This is a genomic window from Cellulomonas fimi (assembly GCF_028583725.1).
GTDB lineage: Bacteria > Actinomycetota > Actinomycetes > Actinomycetales > Cellulomonadaceae > Cellulomonas > Cellulomonas fimi_B.
Window position 1 is genome coordinate 472,652 of record NZ_CP110680.1, and the last position, 20,088, is coordinate 492,739.

At 74.0% G+C, this 20,088-nt stretch carries 19 protein-coding genes and 1 pseudogene; 6 read left to right on the forward strand and 14 right to left on the reverse strand.

Annotated elements, in window-relative coordinates:
• Positions 1-18 precede the first annotated feature (18 nt).
• Entirely contained in the window at positions 19-690 is a 672-nt protein-coding gene (locus OOT42_RS02165) for a LytR C-terminal domain-containing protein (RefSeq protein ID WP_273653326.1), read from the reverse strand.
• Between the two features lie 152 nt (positions 691-842).
• Positions 843-1,136, reverse strand: a pseudogene (locus OOT42_RS02170) (type II toxin-antitoxin system VapB family antitoxin); the annotation flags it as partial.
• Between the two features lie 224 nt (positions 1,137-1,360).
• Here OOT42_RS02170 and OOT42_RS02175 point away from each other — a divergent pair.
• Both OOT42_RS02175 and OOT42_RS02180 read left to right on the forward strand, forming a co-directional pair.
• Positions 1,361-2,083, forward strand: coding sequence for an ABC transporter ATP-binding protein (locus OOT42_RS02175; RefSeq protein ID WP_273653327.1), 723 nt, complete (start codon positions 1,361-1,363; stop codon positions 2,081-2,083).
• On the forward strand, positions 2,080-3,435 hold the full coding sequence (locus OOT42_RS02180) for an FtsX-like permease family protein (protein ID WP_273653328.1): 1,356 nt from the start codon (positions 2,080-2,082) through the stop codon (positions 3,433-3,435). Before OOT42_RS02175 ends, OOT42_RS02180 begins: the two co-directional genes overlap by 4 nt.
• A gap of 27 nt (positions 3,436-3,462) precedes the next feature.
• On the opposite strand, the gene OOT42_RS02185 is transcribed toward OOT42_RS02180, so the two are convergent.
• Together OOT42_RS02185 and OOT42_RS02190 are read right to left on the reverse strand one after the other, a co-directional pair.
• On the reverse strand, positions 3,463-4,362 hold the full coding sequence (locus OOT42_RS02185) for a tetratricopeptide repeat protein (RefSeq protein ID WP_273653329.1): 900 nt from the start codon (positions 4,360-4,362) through the stop codon (positions 3,463-3,465).
• An 82-nt stretch (positions 4,363-4,444) separates the two neighbouring features.
• Positions 4,445-5,596, reverse strand: coding sequence for a hypothetical protein (locus OOT42_RS02190; protein WP_273653330.1), 1,152 nt, complete (start codon positions 5,594-5,596; stop codon positions 4,445-4,447).
• A 141-nt stretch (positions 5,597-5,737) separates the two neighbouring features.
• Here OOT42_RS02190 and OOT42_RS02195 point away from each other — a divergent pair, with 141 nt between their 5' ends.
• On the forward strand, positions 5,738-6,136 hold the full coding sequence (locus OOT42_RS02195; RefSeq protein WP_273653331.1) for a YchJ family protein: 399 nt from the start codon (positions 5,738-5,740) through the stop codon (positions 6,134-6,136).
• Positions 6,137-6,211: 75 nt separating this feature from the next.
• On the opposite strand, the gene OOT42_RS02200 is transcribed toward OOT42_RS02195, so the two are convergent.
• From OOT42_RS02200 to OOT42_RS02210, 3 genes are all read right to left on the reverse strand, one after another.
• Entirely contained in the window at positions 6,212-6,415 is a 204-nt protein-coding gene (locus OOT42_RS02200; protein WP_124341270.1) for a cold-shock protein, read from the reverse strand.
• A gap of 206 nt (positions 6,416-6,621) precedes the next feature.
• A complete protein-coding gene (locus tag OOT42_RS02205; protein ID WP_273653332.1) occupies positions 6,622-7,722 on the reverse strand; it encodes a fatty acid desaturase family protein in 1,101 nt (366 codons plus the stop codon).
• A gap of 145 nt (positions 7,723-7,867) precedes the next feature.
• The gene (locus tag OOT42_RS02210) at positions 7,868-8,071 is read right to left on the reverse strand and encodes a cold-shock protein (protein WP_124341269.1); all 204 of its coding nucleotides are present in this window, start codon (positions 8,069-8,071) and stop codon (positions 7,868-7,870) included.
• Between the two features lie 469 nt (positions 8,072-8,540).
• Here OOT42_RS02210 and OOT42_RS02215 point away from each other — a divergent pair, with 469 nt between their 5' ends.
• The 3 genes from OOT42_RS02215 to OOT42_RS02225 all read left to right on the forward strand — a co-directional run bounded on the left by OOT42_RS02215 (position 8,541) and on the right by OOT42_RS02225 (position 13,166).
• Entirely contained in the window at positions 8,541-11,132 is a 2,592-nt protein-coding gene (locus OOT42_RS02215) for a rhamnogalacturonan lyase (RefSeq protein WP_273653333.1), read from the forward strand.
• Between the two features lie 247 nt (positions 11,133-11,379).
• The gene (locus OOT42_RS02220) at positions 11,380-12,438 is read left to right on the forward strand and encodes an IS110 family transposase (protein WP_273653334.1); all 1,059 of its coding nucleotides are present in this window, start codon (positions 11,380-11,382) and stop codon (positions 12,436-12,438) included.
• Positions 12,439-12,617: 179 nt separating this feature from the next.
• A complete protein-coding gene (locus OOT42_RS02225) occupies positions 12,618-13,166 on the forward strand; it encodes a hypothetical protein (protein WP_273653335.1) in 549 nt (182 codons plus the stop codon).
• A 27-nt stretch (positions 13,167-13,193) separates the two neighbouring features.
• On the opposite strand, the gene OOT42_RS02230 is transcribed toward OOT42_RS02225, so the two are convergent.
• The 7 genes from OOT42_RS02230 to OOT42_RS02260 form a co-directional block, all read right to left on the reverse strand.
• Positions 13,194-13,535 (reverse strand): UBP-type zinc finger domain-containing protein, encoded by a 342-nt coding sequence (locus OOT42_RS02230; protein WP_273653336.1) that lies wholly within the window; start codon positions 13,533-13,535, stop codon positions 13,194-13,196.
• The gene (locus tag OOT42_RS02235) at positions 13,532-14,980 is read right to left on the reverse strand and encodes an ATP-binding protein (protein ID WP_273653337.1); all 1,449 of its coding nucleotides are present in this window, start codon (positions 14,978-14,980) and stop codon (positions 13,532-13,534) included. The genes OOT42_RS02230 and OOT42_RS02235 overlap by 4 nt, the downstream gene beginning before the upstream one ends.
• Entirely contained in the window at positions 14,977-16,701 is a 1,725-nt protein-coding gene (locus OOT42_RS02240; RefSeq protein WP_273653338.1) for an FAD-dependent oxidoreductase, read from the reverse strand. Before OOT42_RS02240 ends, OOT42_RS02235 begins: the two co-directional genes overlap by 4 nt.
• 256 nt (positions 16,702-16,957) lie before the next feature.
• Positions 16,958-17,794, reverse strand: a complete 837-nt coding sequence (locus tag OOT42_RS02245) for a CPBP family intramembrane glutamic endopeptidase (protein ID WP_273653339.1) — start codon at positions 17,792-17,794, stop codon at positions 16,958-16,960.
• Positions 17,795-18,001: 207 nt separating this feature from the next.
• Positions 18,002-18,550, reverse strand: a complete 549-nt coding sequence (locus OOT42_RS02250; protein ID WP_273653340.1) for a PadR family transcriptional regulator — start codon at positions 18,548-18,550, stop codon at positions 18,002-18,004.
• A gap of 100 nt (positions 18,551-18,650) precedes the next feature.
• Positions 18,651-18,797 (reverse strand): hypothetical protein, encoded by a 147-nt coding sequence (locus OOT42_RS02255; RefSeq protein WP_273653341.1) that lies wholly within the window; start codon positions 18,795-18,797, stop codon positions 18,651-18,653.
• 37 nt (positions 18,798-18,834) lie between these two features.
• Positions 18,835-19,926, reverse strand: coding sequence for a fatty acid desaturase family protein (locus OOT42_RS02260; RefSeq protein ID WP_273653342.1), 1,092 nt, complete (start codon positions 19,924-19,926; stop codon positions 18,835-18,837).
• Positions 19,927-20,088: the final 162 nt, after the last annotated feature.

The following is a 20,088-nucleotide window of genomic DNA, read 5'->3' on the forward strand; positions in this document are numbered from 1 at the left end:
GGACCGGGCGCGGAGGGGTCAGCCCTGCGGGGCCTGCTCCTCCGTGCCCTCGACGGGCGCCTCCGCGCCGTCTGCCGCGGGCGTCTCCGGCTCCGGGGTCTCGATGGCGGCCTGGTCGAGCGGCACGCAGCCCTCGGGCGCCACGAGCGGCACGGACGGGTCGAGCACGACCTGGTCGGCGGGCGTGAGCTCCGCGAACTGCGTGCCGAGCGTCAGGTCGACCGACGGGTCCTCCCGCACGACGAGGTGCAGGTCCTCGCCCTCCAGCTGTGCGGCCAGGGTGTACGCGGCGGCCGCACCGGCCACGCCGAACGAGATGCGGGCCACCCCGTCGAAGGCGGGCTGCGTGTTGCCCGAGCCCGCGACGACGAACCCGCGCTGCGTGAGCTCCGCGGCCGCGCCGCCCGCGAGGCCGACACGGCTGGTGCTGTTGAGCACGGTGATCGTCACCTGGTTGTACGCCAGCGGCAGCGTGCCCGCGGGCGGGCACGGGTCCGGGTCGGGGACCGGCGGCGGGGGCGCGGTGCTGAAGCCGCGCGCCACGAACGGCAGGTTCACGCTGCCCGTGTAGACGGCCGTCGCGCCGAGGCCCGCGACCGCGAGCCCGGCGAGCAGCACCCCGAAGATCACGGCCTGCCGCTCGTGCATGTGCCGGCGGCGCAGCGCCCGGGCTCGGTCGAGGTCGCTCACGGCTCGACCGTCTCCGTGGTCGCACCGGCCTCGCCGCTCGCAGCGGTCGCGCTGGTCGTGTCCGCCGTGGCGGTCACGGGGGTCGCGACGGCCGTGAGGTCGTCGGCCGGCTCGCCGCCCGGCTCCTCCGCCGCCGCCGCGCCCGTGCCCGACTCGACGACCAGCACGCGCGCGTGCAGGACCGCACGCTGCTGGAGCGCGGCCCGCACGGCGCGGTGCAGCCCGTCCTCGAGGTACATGACGCCCTTGTACTGCACGACGTGCGCGAACAGGTCGCCGTAGAACGTGGAGTCCTCGGCGAGCAGCGCGTCGAGGTCGAGCGTGCGCTTGGTCGTCACGAGCTGGTCGAGGCGCACGACGCGCGGCGAGACCTCGGCCCACTGCCGGGGGCTCTCGTACCCGTGGTCCGGGTAGGGCCTGCCCTCGCCCACCGCCTTGAAGATCACGGTGGGCAGTCTAGGTGGGTCGGGCCGTCGGGCGAGCCGCGTCCACGATTCCTGTCCGGTATCACCCGGTGGGAGGTGCGGGTCGCGACGACGGGGCGAGGGCGCGTCCGCCCCCGGTCGGACGCGCGGGCGTCCGTGGTCGGACCGCGGTCGGCGTCGACGTTCCGCACGGCGGGACCGCCGGGGGACGCGCGTCGGACCGCGGCCCCGGCACGCTGGACGCCATGAGCACCCCTGCGACCGGCGCCGTCCCCGTGGCCGGCGGTACGGCCACCACCGTCCGTGTGTCCGCCCGCGGCCTCGTCAAGCGGTTCGGCGAGACGACCGCCCTGGCCGGCGTCGACCTCGACCTCGCCGACGGCGAGGCGCTCGCCGTGACCGGCCCGTCCGGGTCGGGCAAGTCGACGCTGCTGCACTGCCTGGCCGGCATCCTCGTGCCCGACGCCGGGACCGTGACGTTGCGCGGCCGACCCGTGCACGCGCTCGACGAGCGCGAGCGGTCGCTGCTGCGCCGCTCGCACTACGGCTTCGTCTTCCAGAACGGGCAGCTCCTGCCCGAGCTCCCGGCGGTCGAGAACGTCGCCCTCCCCGCGATGCTCAAGGGCACACCGCGCCGCGAGGCGACCGAGCTCGCCACCCGCTGGCTGCACTCGCTCGGGCTGGCGGGCATGGAGGGCCGCCGTCCCGGTGAGCTCTCGGGCGGTCAGGCGCAGCGCGTCGCCGTCGCGCGGGCCCTCGTGACGCAGCCCGACGTGGTCTTCGCCGACGAGCCCACGGGCGCGCTCGACCAGGCCAACGGGTTCGAGGTCATGCGGCTGCTCACGCAGGCGACCCGGTCGGTCGGCGCGTGCCTCGTCGTCGTGACGCACGACCCGCAGGTGGCCGCGTGGTGCGGCCGGCGCATCGAGGTCCGCGACGGGCGCGTCGTCGACGAGGTGCGGCTGTGAACGCCGTCGTCGCGCTCGCGCCCCACCTGCGCCGTGCGGGCGGCCGTGACACCCGCGTGACCACCGCGCTGTCGGTCACCGCGTTCGCGGTGTCGACCGCGCTCACGCTGTCCGTCGTCGGCGGGCTGCTCGGGTTCGCCGAGCGTGCGGCGCACCCCGCGGACGCCCTCCAGCGCGAGCTCGGCATGCTGTACGTGCAGCTCGCGTGGACCGCCCTCATCCTGCTCGTCGTCCCGCTGGTCACCCTCGCCGGTGCCGCCGCGCGCATGGGGGTCGCCCGGCGCGACGCCCGGCTCGCGACGCTGCGGCTGCTCGGCGCGACCCCGCGCGAGGTCGTCGCGCTGTCGCTGCTCGAGACGTGCGTGCAGGGGCTCGTCGGCGCCGTGATCGGCGTGCTCGGCTACGTCGCGCTGCTGCCGGTGTGGGCGCTCGTGCCGTTCCAGGGCGGCACGTTCTCCGTCGGCGAGCTGTGGGTCGGGCCGCTCCCGGTGCTCGCCGTGCTCGTCGCGGTCCCCGTGCTGGCCGCCGTCAGCGGGTTCGTGTCGCTGCGCCGGGTCGTCGTGTCGCCGCTCGGCGTCGCGCGCCGCACCACGCCGCCCGGGCTCAAGGTCGTGCGCGTCGTCGTCCTCGCCGCCGCGCTCGTCGGCTTCGCGATCGCGACCGCCGCCGCCGGACGCCTCGCCGCGGCCCTCGTCGCCGTCCTGCTCGGGTTCCTCGCCGCCGGGTTCGGGGCGATGAACCTCGTCGGGCCCTGGGTGCTCGGGATCATGGGCCGCGTCCAGGCGCGCCGCGCCCGCACCCCCGTCCGGCTGCTCGCGGCCCGCCGCCTCGCCGACGACCCGCGCGGCGCGTGGCGCGTCGTCGGCGGGCTCGGGCTCGCGGGCTTCGTCGCGGGCGCGCTCGCGGTCCTGCCGATGTTCACGTCGGGCCAGCAGGTCGACCGGCAGGGGGAGATCCTCGACGACGACCTCGTCACCGGCGCGATGCTCACGCTCGTCATCGCGTTCCTGCTCGCCGCGGTGTCCGCCGGGATCCAGCAGGCGTCGACGGTGCTCGACCGGCGCCGCGAGTACGCGCTCGCGCACCTCGCGGGGATGCCCGTCGAGCTGCTCGACGCCGTCCGTCGCCGCGAGGTGACCGGGCCGATGGTGCGCGTCGCCGGCGGGTCGTCGCTCGTCGCCGTCGTCATGCTGTCGCCGCTGTTCAAGACGGCCGCGTTCGCGGACTGGCGCGGCATCGCCCTGCTCGTGGGGTGCCTCGTCGGCGGTTGCCTGCTCGTCCTCGCCGCGACCGAGACCAGCCGCCCGCTGCTCCGCTCGGTCCTCGCCGAGCCGCTGGTCCGCGCGGACTGACCGCGCGTCCTGCCGGGGCGGCGCGCGTCAGACGATCTCCGTCACCGACACGACGTCGCGGCCGGGGCGCTCCCGCGCCCACGCGTCGAGGAGCTCGCGGACGGCCGTGCGTGTGCCGCTCAGCCCGAACGTGCGGTCCGGCGACCACTCGTCGGTCTCCTCGTGGTCGTGCCCGGGACCGGGGCGCCCGGTCGAGCAGGCGACGCAGAGGCGCCGGACGGTGGCCGTCCAGTCCTGGGCCTCGACCTCGACGATCGCGGCGGCGTCCCGCAACGCGGTCGTGCACGCGGCGGACGGCGCCGTGACCTCGGCGGTCCACGACGGCACCGTCGACCGTTCGAGCACGGCGATCTCGTCGAAGACGGACACCCACCGGCGCCCGTCGAAGCGCTCACCGTGCGGGACCCCGTCGACGAGGAGCACGTCGCCGAAGCGGTGCGCGCTCGGGGGCGTCGGGACGCTGACCACCCGGACGTGCGCCGGGGACAGCCGACGGGCCCAGACGACCTCGGCCGCGGGACCGCCGGAGCCGTCGTCGTCGGGGTTGAGACGGACGGGGACGTGCCCGAGCGGGAGCTCGACCGGCCCGTCGCCGTCGGGCACGTCGACACCGTAGGCGCGCCAGGCCCGGCGCGCCTCGGCCCAGTCGCCCAGGGCGGTCGCCGCGATGCCGAGGTTCCACGCCGCCGGCTCGTCCTGGGTACGCCTCGCCAGCGTGAGCGCTCGGCTGTTGCACCGCGCGCTCGCCGGCCAGTCCCGCCGTGCCTTGGCGTACAGGCCGAGGTTGAACCAGGTCGCCCCGTCGTCCGGGTGCTGCTCGACGAGGCGACGCGCGAGCCGCTCCGCGCCGGCGGCGTCCCCGTCGGCGTCGAGGGCCAGGTACTCCTGCCGCAGGCGCCCGACGGACGCGGCCCGCCTCCATCCCATGGGCGCTGATGGTGGCACACCCGCGACCACCACCGGGGTTCCCGGTCGGCACGTCACCCGCTCCGCCGATCGCCTCCGGGCGTCAGCGGAGCGTCCAGCGCAGGGCGTGCGTCGAGCCGTCAGGGGCCAGGACGGTGCCCATGACGTACCGGCCGGCGACCGCCTGCGCGGTGACGGCCCCGTCGATGCCGGCGCCGAGGTCGACGAAACGGCCGCCGTCGAGCAGGAACGCGCTCGTGCGCGACGGGTCCGACGCCGGCGTGAACGAGCCGACGACGCGGTGGTGGTCGTCGAGGGCGGTCGCGTGGGTCGCCGCGTCCGCAGGGCCGAGCGGGACGTACCGCGTGCCGTCCCAGAGGTGCGCGCGCTCGGTCCCGGACGCGTCGGACCGCAGGTTCAGGACGGCGTGCCCGTGCTCGTCGACGGCCACGGGCAGCGCCTCGCCGATCCCCGGCGGCAGGCCGAGCCACGTCTGCACACCCGCCCGCCACAGGAACGGCCCGCCCTCGTACGCCGTGCCCAGCACCCAGCCCGAGTCCGACAGGTCGACGACGGCGTTGCCGCCGAAGACGAACGGGTCGCCGATCGGTGTGAACGTGCCCGCCGACCACAGGTAGCCGAGCTCGAAGCTCTCCGGGCCGAGCCCGATGCCCAGCACCCGCCCGCGGTCGTCCAGGTCGACGAGCCGGCTGCTCGGCCCGGCGAAGCCCGGCACGGGGCCGAGGTCGACGCGGGTGCCACGCGTCCAGACGAACGGGTTCGAGCTGAAGTCGCCGTCGAACGTCAGGACGCTCCCGGAGACCTGGCCCTTCGCGTTCACCTGCTGTGCCGCAACCTCGCCGAGCGGCTCGGTGCCCCGCCGGGAACGCAGCTCCGACGTGGGCGGCCCGCCCGCGAGGTCGGTGACCTGCACGACGACCTGCCCGCGGTCGTTCACGTCGAGCGCCGCGGCGCTGTCGGCGGTCGGCGTGAGGTCGGTCATCCGCCCGTGCTGCCAGGAGAACGCGTGCCAGCGCCCGTCGGCCGTGAGGGAACGCCCGACGACGTGCCCGCGCGCGTTCACCGCGAGCGGCACGGTGTGCGCACCGCCCAGCGAGCCCAGGTCGACGACGTGCGGTCGCCCGTGCCCGCCGTGCGTCACCGCGGGCGGCGCCGCCCCGGCCGGTGCGACGACGAGCGCCGCGGGCAGCAGGACGGCGGCCGCGAGGGCCGTCAGGAGTCGTCGACGCAGCATGCGGACCGCCCCCCGGTCTCGTCGCCCCACCGGTGGGTCCCGCGGGGCTCGGCCCGTCGCCCCGGTGCGCGGACCGGTCCTCCCGTCCTAGCCCTCGGGCCGGGCGGGGACAACGGGCGCGCGGGGTGATATCCCCGGTGCATGACCACGACGCGTCCCGCCGACGACGCCCGCTGCCCGTGCGGCACCGGCCTGACCCTGGGGGAGTGCTGCGGTCCGCTGCTCGACGGGCGCGCGGCGCCGACGGCGGAGGCGTTGATGCGCTCGCGGTTCACGGCGTTCGCGGTGGGTGACGCGGCCTACCTGCGGGAGACGTGGCACGTCTCGACGCGCCCGCGCGCGCTCGTGCTCGACGACGACGTCGAGTGGCGCTCGCTGGAGGTGCGGTCGACGTCGGCGGGCGGCCCGTTCGACGACGCGGGCGTGGTGGAGTTCGTCGCCCGCTACCGCGAGGGCGGGGTGCGCGGCGCGCTGCACGAGACGAGCCGGTTCGTGCGCGAGGGCGGCCGCTGGTTGTACGTGGACGGGACGACCGGCTGACGGCGGCGGACACGACGAGGCCCCGGCCGCTGCTGCGACCGGGGCCTCGTGCTCAGAGCGTCTGTGGGGAGACGATCAGAGGGGCGTGATGTTCGACGCCTGCGGGCCCTTGGGGCCCTGCGTCACGTCGAACTGCACCTTCTGGTTCTCCTCGAGCGAGCGGTAGCCGCTCGTCTGGATGGCCGAGTAGTGCGCGAAGACGTCGGGTCCGCCGTCCTCGGGGGCGATGAAGCCGAAGCCCTTCTCCGCGTTGAACCACTTCACGGTGCCGACAGGCATGTTCTCTCTCTTCTCACGTGCGGTACTGACAACCCCGAAGACCGGGACCGGTGATCACGGTGGTCGTCGTCCGACACCGGCAGGGGTCCTGACGGCGAACGTGACAAGCGAGGCAACGCGACTACGGGAAGAGGGTACGCGAGAGAGCCCTCCGTGGCACTGCCCTTCTTCGCACCGTCTCACCCGGTCAGACGAGGACGGACGGGTCAGACCCGGTGGGCCGCCACCATCGGGCACACGAAGGGGTCACGGTCGGCGAGCCCGACGGTGTTGAGGTGACGCACCACGATGGCGTACGACCTGGCCAGGGACACCTGCGTGTAGGGGATCTGGTGGGTCGCGCAGTACTCGCGGACGATCGGCGCGACGCGGCGCAGGCTGATCGACGGCATCGACGGGAACAGGTGGTGCTCGACCTGGTGGTTGAGCCCGCCCATGACGACGTCGAGCCAGCGCCCGCCGCGGATGTTGCGGCTGGTCAGCACCTGGCGGCGCAGGAAGTCGATGCGCGAGTCCTTGGGGACCAGCGGCATGCCCTTGTGGTTGGGCGCGAACGACGCGCCCATGTAGAGACCGAAGAGCCCGAGCTGGACGGCGAGGAACACGGCGGCCTTGCCGGGCGACATCACGGCGAGGACGAGTGCGAGCCAACCGCCGAGGCGGACGGTGAGGAACAGAGCCTCGACCCACCGGCGCTGCATCGGGCCGGGCTGGGTGAGCCGCTTGACGCTCGACACGTGCAGGTCGAGGCCTTCGAGCAGGAGCAGCGGGAAGAAGAACCAGCCCTGCCGCGCGAGGAACCAGCGGGCGAGCGGGGAGCGGCGCTTCTCGACGTCGCCGGGCGTGAACGACAGCACGGGGAGGTCGATGTCCGGGTCGGCGTCGACTTGGTTCGGCTTGGCGTGGTGCCGGGTGTGCTTGCGCTGCCACCAGCCGTAGGACAGCCCGACGAACAGGTCGGCGAGCACGAGGCTGGCCCAGTCGTTGGCGCGGCCGGAGCGGAAGATCTGCTTGTGCGCGGCGTCGTGGCCGAGGAACGCGATCTGGGTGAACACCACGGCGGCGACGGCCGCGACGGCGACCTGCCACCAGGAGTCACCGAGGAGCACGATGCCGGCGACGAGGCCCGCGACGGCGACGACGGCGCCGCTGAGCCGCGCGGCGTAGAAGCCGTAGCGGCGGCGCATGTACCCGGCCTCCTGGATGGTGCGGGTCAGCGCGGTGAAGCTGCTGGTGGGGTGGGGGCGCTCGGCGGTGAGAGTGCCTGCGCGGGAGCCGGCGGGGCCGGCGGGGCTGGTCTGGGTCACGGTGGTCCGTCTCTGCCCCGTGCGGGGCCGGTCGCGTGCGGGGGGGAACGGGCAGGAGTGCGCGGCGGTCGGCGACCGCGCCCGGGTACGACGCGGGCGCCCCGGCACAGTCGTGCTGGGGCGCCCGGTCAGGTGCGGCGCTGGGTCAGGCCGGCGTGATGTTCGAGGCCTGCGGGCCCTTGGGGCCCTGCGTGACGTCGAACTGCACCTTCTGGTTCTCCTCGAGCGAGCGGTAGCCGCTGCTCGCGATGGCGGAGTAGTGCGCGAAGACGTCGGGGCCGCCGTCGTCGGGGGCGATGAAGCCGAAGCCCTTCTCGGCGTTGAACCACTTCACGGTGCCCAGGGGCATGATGCTCTCTTCTCTGTCGGTGTGTGGTGCTAGACAACCCCGGGTGTCCGGGACCGGTGAATCACGGTGTGTCGTCCGTCCGCTGCCGAGAGATTCTCGAGAACGTCGTGCCGGGGTCGCCCCGCGGCGGTGATGACAACTGCGACTACCCCTCCACCGTACGGCACGTCGCGCGATTCCGGGCGACCGGTGCCGGATGTGTGCACGACGGGCACGCGGCGGGCACGTCGTGCGTGGAGGGCCCGACGGGTCGACGCGCGGTCGCGGACCGGTCGGGGCCGACCGGATGCGCGGCGGACAGCGGTTTCCGCAGCGTGGTGACGCTCCCACCCGCAGTATCCGTCGAATCGCCCGTCGGGGCTTCAACCGGGACGGACTGCCGGGGTACGGTCGCGGACAGGCCTGGGGCAACGGCGCCCCGGCCGCTCTTGCCGTCCGGGGAGCCCTAGCGCTTTGAAAGGATTCAAGGATGAGTCTTCCCCGTCTCCACGGCCGCCTCGCGGCAGCCACCGGGACCGCAGCCCTGCTCGTCGGCTGCCTCGCCGTGCCGTCCGTCGCCGCCCCCGGGGCGCCCGCGACGGGTGCGCAGGGCGGGAAGCACGACGGGCCCGACCGCCTCACGCTCGAGCGGCTCGACCGCGGCCTCGTCGCCGCGACCACCGGCCAGGGCGTCTTCCTGTCGTGGCGCCTGCTCGCCCCCGAGGTCACGGGTGCCACCGCCACCGGCCAGACCGGCCCCGACTTCGCCGTCTACCGCGACGGCACGAAGATCGCCACCGTCTCCGACTCCACCAACTACCTCGACGCCGCCGGCACCGCGACGTCCCGCTACCGCGTCGCGGCGGTCGTCGACGGGGTCGAGGTCGACGGCACCGACGCCACGCCGTGGGCGCAGGCGTCGGTCGACCTCCCCCTGCACAAGCCCGCCGACGGCGTCACGCCCGTCGGTGAGGCCTACACGTACTCCGCGAACGACATGAGCGTCGCGGACGTCGACGGCGACGGCGCCTACGAGTACGTCGTCAAGTGGGACCCGTCGAACTCCAAGGACGTCAGCCAGATCGGGTACACGGGCAACGTGTACGTCGACGCGTACGAGCTCGACGGCACGCAGCTGTGGCGCATCGACCTCGGCGTCAACATCCGCGCCGGCGCGCACTACACGCAGTTCCCCGTCTACGACTTCGACGGCGACGGCAAGGCCGAGCTCATGATGAAGACGGCACCGGGCTCGAAGATCACGACGTACCGCACCGACGGCTCGGTGAAATCGGAGAAGTACATCAGCATCCCGAAGGACGACCGCAAGGCCGGCGTCACCGACACCGTCGACTACCGGCTCAGCAAGCAGGGGTACTACGAGCACGTCGTCGCGATGTTCCGCGGCTGGGCCGACCGGCCCGAGGTCACGTCCGGGCAGTGGCCCGCGACCCTCGAGGAGGCCTTCGGCATCGCGCCGCAGTACACCTACCCGCTGTCCGACGCCGACGCCCGCGCGCTCACCGACTACTTCATGGACGTCTACGCGCCGAGCCGCAGCGCGCGCAACGTGCTGCGCAACTTCGAGGGCTTCATCGTCGACGGCCCCGAGTACCTCACGGTCTTCGCCGGCGACACCGGCAAGGAGCTCCAGACCGTCGACTACAAGCCGGGCCGCGACGACGACGGCCTGCTGTGGGGCGACTACGCGATGGCCCGCATCGAGCCCGGCAACCGCGTCGACCGGTTCCTGTCCGGCGTCGGCTACTTCGACGGGAAGACCCCGTCGGCGGTGTTCGCGCGCGGCTACTACACGCGCACGACCGTCGTCGCGTACGACTGGGACGGCAAGAAGCTCCAGGAGCGGTGGTACGTCGACTCGGGTCACGTGCCGCTGACCAACCCGTTCAACGACGGCCCGCACGGGCGCGACGGGACCGACCCCGAGTTCGGCACGATCACGACGCAGGGCTTCCACTCGCTGTCGGTGGCCGACGTCGACGCCGACGGCCGCCACGAGCTCGTCTACGGCGCCGCGACGATCGACGACGACGGCTCGCTGCTGTACTCGTCGTTCGACACGCTGCCCGCGGGCAGCGCGGACCCGGGGGCGAACGTCCGCCTGGGCCACGGCGACGCGATGCACGTGACCGACATCGACCCCGACCGCCCCGGCCTGGAGATCTTCACCGCGCACGAGGGCGGCACGTTCGCGCCCTACGGCATGGCGATGCGCGACGCCGCGACGGGCGAGGTCCTGTTCGGCGTCTACTCCGGCCGCGACACCGGCCGCTCGATGGTCGGCGACGTGCTGCCCGGCACGCGTGGCCTGGAGGCGTGGGCGTCGCTGCCCGGCGGCTCGAACTCGCTCGGCCTGTACTCGGCGGCGGGCGTGCTCACGCCCGGTCCGATCCCCGGCACCAACCAGTCGATCCGGTGGGCCGCGGACGGCACCACGCAGATCGTCAACGGGTCCGGCGACCAGGACGTCACGATCGACGACTGGAACCGCGGCCGCCTGCTCACCGCGACCGGCACCCGTGCGAACAACGGCACCAAGGGCAACCCGTCGCTCGTCGCCGACGTCCTCGGCGACTGGCGCGAGGAGCTCCTCGTCCGCACCGCCGACTCCTCGGCGATCCGGGTCTTCGTGTCCACCGAGGTGACGAGCCACAAGCTCGCGACCCTCATGCACGACCCGCAGTACCGGGCCGAGGTCGCGCGCCAGCAGACGACGTACAACCAGCCGTCGTACCCCGGCTTCTACCTCGCGTCCGACACCGACTACACACAGGTGCCCGTCGCGGACTTCTGGGCGCCCGGCAGCATCGACGCCCTGGAGTCCGCCGTGAAGGCACGGATCGACGCCCGCGAGATCCGCGGACCCGTCGCCGCCGTCCTGCTCGCCGCCGTCAAGACCGCCGACGTGGCGGCCGACCACGGCAACGAGAAGGTCGCCGTGAAGTCGCTCGAGGCGTTCGTCACGGCGCTCACGCCGCGGTCGCGGGTCTCGACGGTCTCCGACGGCGCCCGCGTCGCGCTCACGCACCAGGCCGAGCAGGTCGTCGCGATGCTCGACTGACTGTGAGGATCTCGACGCAGCCTTGATGGGTGCGGTGGGCTGTGGCTCGGTGACTGCGCGTGTGACCCTTCGTCTGACTGGTCTCGTGCCTTGGAGCGGACTTGTCCGCGTGTGGTTGCCGGCCCCGGCCCGACCGGAGTTGCTGGCCTGATCAGGAGCTTGACCGCACCGTTGCAGCGGTGCGTGTCCCGTCACAGTCCTGCCGTCTCCGACCGGACCGGAACCTACGTTCCCCCGGTTCAAGGAGATGAACGCGATGCCCAGTCTTGCCGAACTCGTCGACGTCGTCATCGGGGTCGACACTCACAAGCACACGCACACCGCCGCGGTCGTGGCCGCGACCACCGGTGGGGTGTTGGCCGAGGTCACGGTCGCGACCGACCCGGCCGGCTACGACCAGCTGCTGCGGTGGGCTGGCGGCCACGGTGGCGCGCGGGTGTGGGCGTTGGAAGGCGCCGGGGGCTATGGCGCTGGCCTGGCCCGCCACCTGTGCGCCGCTGGTGAGCAGGTCATCGAGCTCGACCGGCCGGCTCGTGCGGCGCGTCGCCATGGCGCGAAGTCCGACTCGTTGGACGCGGCCCGCGCGGCCCGGGAGGCGTTGGGGCGCCAGCACCTGGCACAGGTCAAGACCGACGGGCCGCGCGCCCACCTGGCCGCGTTGATGGCCGCGCGTCGCTCCGCGGTCGAGGCCGCCACGCTCGCGCAACGTCAGCTGCACGCGCTGGTGGTCGCCGCCCCGGAGGTCCTGCGGGCGGCATTCCGCGGCCGGTCGACGGCAACGATGACCACGACCGCCGCACGGCTGCGCGCACGGCCCGCCTGGGACGGCCACACCGCGACGACCGCCACGGTGCTGCGCGCCCTGGCCCGACGCGTGATCACGCTGCAAGCCGAGGCCCGCGGGCACGAACAGGCCATGGCCGTGATCGTGCGGGCCTGGCGCCCGGACCTGCTCGAGGCGCCCGGCGTCGGGGTGATCGTCGCCGCCCAGGTCCTGACCAGCTGGTCCCACCCGGGCCGGATCCGATCCGAGGCCGCGTTCGCGATGCTCGCCGGCACCGCACCCATCCCCGCCTCCTCCGGGCTGCGCACCCGCCACCGCCTCAACCGGACCGGTGACCGCCAGCTCAACCGCGCCCTGCACGTCATCGCCCTGTCCCGCACCCGCTACCACCAGCCCACACGCGACTACATCGAACGCCGCCGCGCGCAGGGCAAGACCGACCGCGAGATCCGCCGCTGCCTCAAGCGCTACATCGCCCGCGACCTGTTTCGACAGCTCGAACACGGCCCACAACCGGCTTGACGATCCATAGGAGCGTCCGACCCACCCGGCCGGCACCCCTCCGCCGGCCACGCCGCCGGACCTCCTCCTCCGGCGGCCCGGGCGCCCGGGACCCCGACCAGGTCCCGGGCGCTCGGTCGTCCGGGTGGCGTCGCGGCGAACCCGCCCCGACCGGCCGGCGGCAGCCCTACGATCCGGGCGTGGACCCGCTGCTGCCCCCGCCCGACGACCCCGCGACGCCGGTCCGGGAGTGGACGTCCGACGCGGGGTACGTCGCACGCGTGTCCCGCGTCCTCGTGCGGCAGGCGTTCTGGACGCGGCGCATGCTCGTCGTCGTCGCGGCCGTCCTGCTCGCTGTCGTCGGCCTGCTCGTGGTCGCCGACTTCGACCCGGTCGCCGTCCTCGTCGGGCTCGTCGCGGGTCTGCTGGTGGTGGTCGTCCTGCCGGCCGTCCTGGGCTGGCAGATGCGTCGCCAGTTCGGCCGGGCGATCCCGCCCGGGAGCGTGTTCCGCGCGGCCGTCACCTCCGACGCGCTGTGGGTGGACGGTCCGCTGGGATCGTCGTCGACGTCGTACGCGGCCTACCGCGCCGTGACCCGGCGCGAGGACGTCGTGGTGCTGCAGCACCGGCACGGTCGCATGCTCGCGGCGCTGCCCGCGGCGCTCTTCCCCGGCGCGGACCTCGACCTGCTCCAGCAGCACATCGAGGCAGCCGGCCCCGGTGCGGGCACGGCGGTGCGCACGTCCTGACCGGACCGCCGCTGGCGGAGCGTCGGATCAGTGGATGAGGTCGCGCCAGTTCTCCGGCACACGGTCGCGGGGGGCCGGCGGGCGCTGCGCGTCGGGCCGGGACTCGGGCGGGGCGAGGTCCGGTCCGTCCACCGGGGCGTTCTCCTCGTAGTCCCACCACCACGACTCACCGGGCTCGAACGAGCGCATGTAGCGGTGGCCCGTCTCGCGCCAGTGCGCGGTCGCGTGCTGCGCGGGGGACGTGTCGCAGCAGCCGACGTGGCCGCAGTGCGCGCAGCGGCGCAGGTGCACCCACCACCCGCCGTCGGCCTCGCACTCGGCGCAGCCGGTGCCGCTCGGCGGGACGGTGGTGTCGACGTCGATGCTCACGAGGCCTCCGGTGGGGTGAGGGGCAGGCGGACGAGGAAGCGGGTGTCGCCGGGCTGCGACGTCACGCGGAGGTCGCCGTGGTGCTTGCCGACGACGATCCGCCACGAGATGTCGAGGCCGAGCCCGGTGCCGGACCCGACGGGCTTGGTGGTGAAGAACGGCTCGAAGACGCGGTCGACGATCTCGGGCGGGATGCCGGGACCGGTGTCGGCGATCTCGACCTCCAGCCAGTCGTCGACGCGGCGCGTGGTGATCGTGAGACGGCGCTCGGCGCTGTCCGCCATCGCCTGGCGCGCGTTGTCGATCAGGTTGGTCCACACCTGGTTGAGCTCGGCGCCGTGCACGAGGACGGGCGGCAGCGACCGGTCGTAGTGCCGGACGACGTCGATGCCCTGGAGCTTCGCGTCGAGCATCGTGAGGGTGCTGTCGAGCAGGACGTGCACGTCCGCCTGCTGCTGCGGGGCGCGGCCGATCTGCGAGTACTGCTTCGCGGCCTCGACGAGGGTCGAGATGCGGCTCGTCGCGTCCTCGACCTCGTTCATCAGCAGCTCGGTCTCGAGCGTGTACCCGAGCCAGTGCGCGGCGCCCGCGACGACGTTCTCGGGGATCCCGCCGACGTGGTCCTCGAGCCACTGCGGGTCGATCCCCGCCTCGACGAACGAGTGCGCCATCTCGGAGTTGTCGCCGACGCCGTGGTCGTCGAGCCAGTCCGCGACGTCGTCCTCGCGGTCCGACGCCTCCAGCGCCGACATCGGCGGGCGCCCGCGCGCCTCCTCCAGCGCGGCGACGGCCTTCTCCTGCAGCTCGATGATCTGCACGAGCTCGTCGCGGTCGTACGCACCCGACGCGACGAGCGCGAGCTTGCTGCGCATCCGGGCCACCCGCTCGCGCAGGGTCGCGGTCGCGCGCGTCGCCGCCGACGCCGGGTTGTTGAGCTCGTGCGTCAGGCCCGCCGACAGCGACCCGAGCGCGAGCAGGCGCTCCCGCTGGGCGGTGGCCGTCTGCATGCTCTTCTGCCCGAAGAACAGCCCCTCCAGCAGGTGCATCGCCATGGGGAACCACGTGTGCATGACCTCGGAGAAGTCCGCGGCGGGCAGCACGTAGAACCGCGACGGCGTCAGGACGCGCAGCGAGTGCAGGTAGCTGCGGGCCTCCTCCTGCTGCAGGTACGCGTGCCACGCGCCCGCGTACACGCCGACCTGCGACGTGCGGCTGATCTCGATGTCGTCCGTGCCGACCCGCCGGTACAGCGCGAGCGACCCGTCGAGCAGGACGTAGAACGCGTCGGCGGGCTCGCCCTCGCGGAACACGAAGCCGGGCTCCTGCCGCTCGACGTGCCCGCGCGAGCACAGGAACAGCAGCTGCTCGTCGTCGAGCTTGTCGAACAGGAAGAGCGTGCGGAGCTCCGCGATGTCGCAGGGCAGACGGTCGGGTGTGGTCGTCACAGCTGCTCCAGGTACCGGTGGACGAGCATGACCGCCATCGCTCCCTCGCCCACGGCGGACGCGACGCGCTTGGCCGACTCGGCACGGGCGTCGCCCGCGACGAACACCCCGGGTCGGCTGGTCTCCAGGTGGTAGGGCGGCCGGTCGAGCGGCCAGCCGCTCGGCGGTCGGCCCTCGTCGAGCAGGTCGGGTCCGGCGAGCACGAACCCGCGGGGGTCGCGCGCGACCGTCCCGTCGAGCCAGTCGGTACGCGGGACCGCGCCGATGAACACGAACAGGTGGCTCGTCGGCACCTCGTGCTTCTCGCCCGTCGTCGAGTCGCGCAGCACGAGGCGTTCCAGGTGGTCGTCGCCGATCGCCTCGACCACCTCGCAACAGGTGCGCACGTGCACCTTGGGGTTCGCCTCGATCTGCTCGACCAGGTAGTGCGACATCGACGCCGACAGCCCCTCGCCGCGCACGACGAGCGTCACCGAGCGGGCCGTGCGGGACAGGTGCATCGCCGACTGCCCCGCCGAGTTCGCGCCGCCGACGATGTACACGTCCTGGTCCGTGCACGCCGGCGCCTCGGTCAGCGCCGATCCGTAGTAGACGCCGCGCCCGGTGAGCGCCGCGAGCCCCGGACCGTCGAGCTCGCGGTACGAGACCCCGTTCGCCAGCAGCACGGTGTGCGCACCCACGACGCTGCCGTCGCCCAGCCGCACGTGCCGCGCGGCGCCGTTGACCTCGAGCGAGACGACGTCCGCCGCCAGCACGATCTCGGCGCCGAACCGCAGCGCCTGCCGCCGCGCCCGCTCGGTGAGCTGCGCGCCCGACACCCCGTCCGGGAAGCCGAGGTAGTTCTCGATCCGTGAGCTCTGCCCCGCCTGACCGCCCGTCGCGACGCGCTCGATGAGCGCCGTGCGCAGCCCCTCCGACGCCCCGTACAGCGCCGCCGACAGCCCTGCGGGCCCGCCGCCCACGACCACGAGGTCGTAGAAGTCCGTCGCGGGCGTCGTCGTCAGCCCGACCCGTGCGGCCAGCGTCGCGTCGTCCGGCGACCGCAGCGGCTCGCCCTCGGGCGTCACGACGAGCGGCACCGCCGACTCGTCCGCGCCCGCTGCCTCCAGCAGCCGGCGCCCCTCGGGCGAGTCTGACGAGAACCACCGGTACGACACCTGGTTGCGCGCCAGGAACTCCCGCACCTCCGACGACCGCGCCGACCAGCGGTGCCCGACCACCTTCGCCTGCGGCACCGGTGCCGGCGCGCTCGCGGCCCACGCGTCGAGCTGCGCGTCGATCACCGGGTACAGCTTCTCCTCCGGCGGCGCCCACGGCTTGAGCAGGTAGTGGTCGAGGTCGACGACGTTGACCGCGTCGATCGCCGCCTCGGTGTCCGCGTACGCGGTCAGCAGGATGCGTCGGGCGGTCGGGAACAGGTCCATCGCCTGCTCCAGGAACTCGATGCCCGTCATCCCGGGCATGCGGTGGTCGGCGAGCAGCACCGCGACCTGCTCGCCGCGCAGCTTGAGCTCGCGCAGCGCCTCCAGGGCGGCGTCACCCGACTCGGCGCGCACGATCCGGTAGCGGGAGCCGTACCGGCGGCGCAGGTCGCGCGCGACCGCCCGGGAGACGGCCGGGTCGTCGTCGACGGACAGCAGCGCGGGGCGCGGGGCGGCGTCCTCGGCGGGGGGCGCCGCCGGGTCGCGGTCGATGGTGAGGGCCGGGGTGCTCGACGTCACCCGGGCATCGTGCCTCGCGATCGGCCCGCTGTCAGCGGGGGCGCCGAATCCCGTCTTCGCGCCGGTCGCGCTGTGACGGGTGCCTCGGGCGCTCCGGCTGACGGCGGGGCTCGTCGCGGGTTCCCGGCGGCGCCGGACGACGGCCGTGGCGAGCGGGGTCGACAGGCGACGGGCGGGACGTCAGTCGCGCAGCCCCCAACGGCGCCAGACGACGACGGCCGTGACGACCAGGATCGGCAGGACGACGGACGGGACGTCAGTCGCGCAGTCCCCAGCGGCGCCAGACGACGACGGCCGTGGCGACCAGGATCGGCAGGACGACGAGCGACTCCGGACGGGCCGCGAAGGCGAGCGGTGCGTCGATGCGGACGACGCCCGGGTCGAGGAGCGCGAACGCGACCGCGTTGGCGAGGCCGTGCTCGACGACCGCCGGCCACACGCTGCCCGTCCGGGCCCGCATGACGCCGAGCACGACGGCCATCGCGAGGACCGCGACCGTGAACAGCGGGATCTGCAGCGCGAGCGGCACGTCGGTGTACTCGGAGCCCATCGCGAGGATGTACGGCACGTGCCAGACGGCCCACAGCGCGCCGACCGCGAGGTGCCGCCGCAGCCCGCGCACACCGAGTGCCTGGAGCCGCGGCTCCAGGTACCCGCGCCAGCCCCACTCCTCGAACAGCGCGAACAGCGTGCGCGCGACCAGGCCGGTCGCGACGAGCGTGCCGAACAGCGACAGCCCGCCGTCGCCCGCGTGGACGCGGCCCGTCAGGGCCCCGACCAGCAGCGCGACCGCGCTCGCCGCAGGGATCCACAGCGCGCCGAAGACGTACCAGCCGCGCTCGCGGCCGATCCCCAGGCCCGCGTCGGCCCAGCCGTCGCGGCCGAGCGTGCGCAGCGCGACCGCCATGAGGATCGGGCTCAGGACGAACAGCAGCGCGCCGGGGCTCGTCGACTTGTCCTCCGCGCCGGCGAGCGCGAGCCCGCCGAGGACGGACAGGACCATGACGCCGACGGCGTAGATCGTGACGTTGCGCCACGACGCGGGTCGGGGCGTACGGGTGCCGGCGGGACGTGCGGCGGTGGACGTGGACATGACGGGTCTCCTCGTGCGGTGCGGTGCGGATGCGGTGCCGATGCGGTGCGGAGGTCCGCCCCCGGACCCGCCACGCGGCCGAAGGGTCAGCGACACAGGCGACCCGGGTCTCGTGACCGGAACGGCTGCCGAACCGGTCACAGACCCCGGGTCGCCGCGCGCCGCGCGCAGGCGTGTGGGGGAGAGGGGGGGCGAGAGGGTGGGGCGTCAGGCCTCGTCGAGCTCGGTGAGGAGGTCCTCGATCCAGGTGAGCTCGGCGCGGGCGTGGACCAGGCCGTTGGACAGCGTGGCGAGCCGCAGGCGGATCGGGAGCGGGACGTCCCCGCCCGCCTGCGCGAGGGCCTGGTCGTTGAGATGGCGGGTGTGCTCGAGGACGGCGACGAGCTCGCGGGCCTCGGCGGCGCGCTCGTGCAGCACCGCGCGTGCCTGCTCGACGCCGAGGCGCCCGACGAAGAACAGGCGGACGAGGAACGACTCGCGCGACGGCACGTACTCGACGGGGGAGGCGAGCCAGCGGTCGAGCTCGGCCTCGCCCGCGGGGGTGATGGAGTGCTCGCGCCGGTCGGGGCGGCCCTCCTGCGGGATGGTGCGGACGTCGACGAGCCCGTCGGCGGCCAGGACGGTGAGCGTGCGGTAGATCTGCGCCTGGTCGGCCGGCCAGAAGTGCGCGACCGACTCCTCCATGTGCTTGCGCAGGTCGTAGCCCGTCATCGGTGCGACCGAGAGGAACCCGAGCACGGCGTGCTTCAGCGACATGTTCCGACCATAGATGACACGTCTTATATATGACAAGACATCTATCAAACGACGCGCGCGCGGCCCTTCATACGACGCACGGACGCGGCCGCGCGCGGGGTCACCGTCGGTCGGCGTCGAGATCGCGCGCGACGCGTGACGCGTCGAACGGGGGGAACGCGCGAGCGCGAGCACGGATCGCACTGACGACGTCGGGCGCCGTGGGGTGGGTGGCCGGGACCTCGTGCACGGTGATCGTCACGGCCATGCCGACACGGTATCGACGCCCGGTCGGCGGTGGGTGGTCAGGCGCGGTAGGCCGCCGTGATCGGGCAGGCGAACAGGTCGCGGTCCGGGCGGCCGACGGTGTTGAGGTGGTCGACGATCATCCGGTACGAGCGCACCAGCGACACCTGCGCGTAGGGGATGCCGCGCGCCTCGCAGTAGGCGCGGACGATCGGCTGCGCCCGGCGCAGCGTCGCGCGGGGCATCGACGGGAACAGGTGGTGCTCGACCTGGTGGTTGAGGCCGCCCATGAGCACGTCGACCCACCGGCCGCCGCGGATGTTGCGGCTCGTCAGCACCTGGCGGCGCAGGAAGTCGACGCGCGCGTCCTTGGGCAGCAGCGGCATGCCCTTGTGGTTGGGCGCGAACGACGCGCCCATGTAGAAGCCGAACAGCGCGAGCTGGACGACGGCGACGACGAGCGCCTTGAGCGGCGACATCACCGCGAGGACCAGCGCAGGGGCGCCGACGAGGCGGACGGTCAGCAGCGCGATCTCGACGCCGCGACGCTCCAGCGGCTCGCGCGACAGCACGCGCCGGACCCCGGCGACGTGCAGCGCGACACCCTCGAGCAGCAGCAGCGGGAAGAAGAAGAACCCCTGCCGGGCCAGGTACCAGCGCGACAGCGCCGACTCGCGCCGGGCGATCTGCTCGGGCGTGAACGACAGGACCTTCATGTCGATGTCGGGGTCCGTGCCGACCTTGTTCGGGTTGGCGTGGTGGCGCGTGTGCTTGTGCTGCCACCAGCCGTGGCTCAGGCCGACGAACAGGTTCGCGAGGACCAGGCTGGCCCAGGTGTTCGCGCGGCCCGACGCGAAGATCTGCCGGTGCGCGGCGTCGTGGCCGAGGAACGCGACCTGCGTGAGGACGACGGCGGCGACGACGGCGACCGCGACCTGCCACCACGAGTCGCCGACCAGCACGACCGCGGCGACGAGGCCCGCCATCGCGACGACCGCTCCGGAGAGGCGTGCGGCGTAGTGGCCGGGTCGGCGGGCCATGAGGCCGGCGGCCTGCACGGCGTGCGCGAGCTCGGTGAAGTCGCTGACCGCGCGGCGGCGCGAGCCGGCGGAGCCGTCGACGGGCGAGGCGGGGAGGGCGGTCGTGCTCATGGGCTGTCCGTCCAGTCGGTCCGGGCGCGGACGCGGCGAGGCGCGAGGCGACGGAGTCTCGGGCACACGTCGCCGGATCGCCCTGGCTCGACGGATACGACGAAGGCCCCGGCCGGGTCGGCGGTCGAGGCCCGTGCTGTGAAGTCACTCCCACGGTACGTC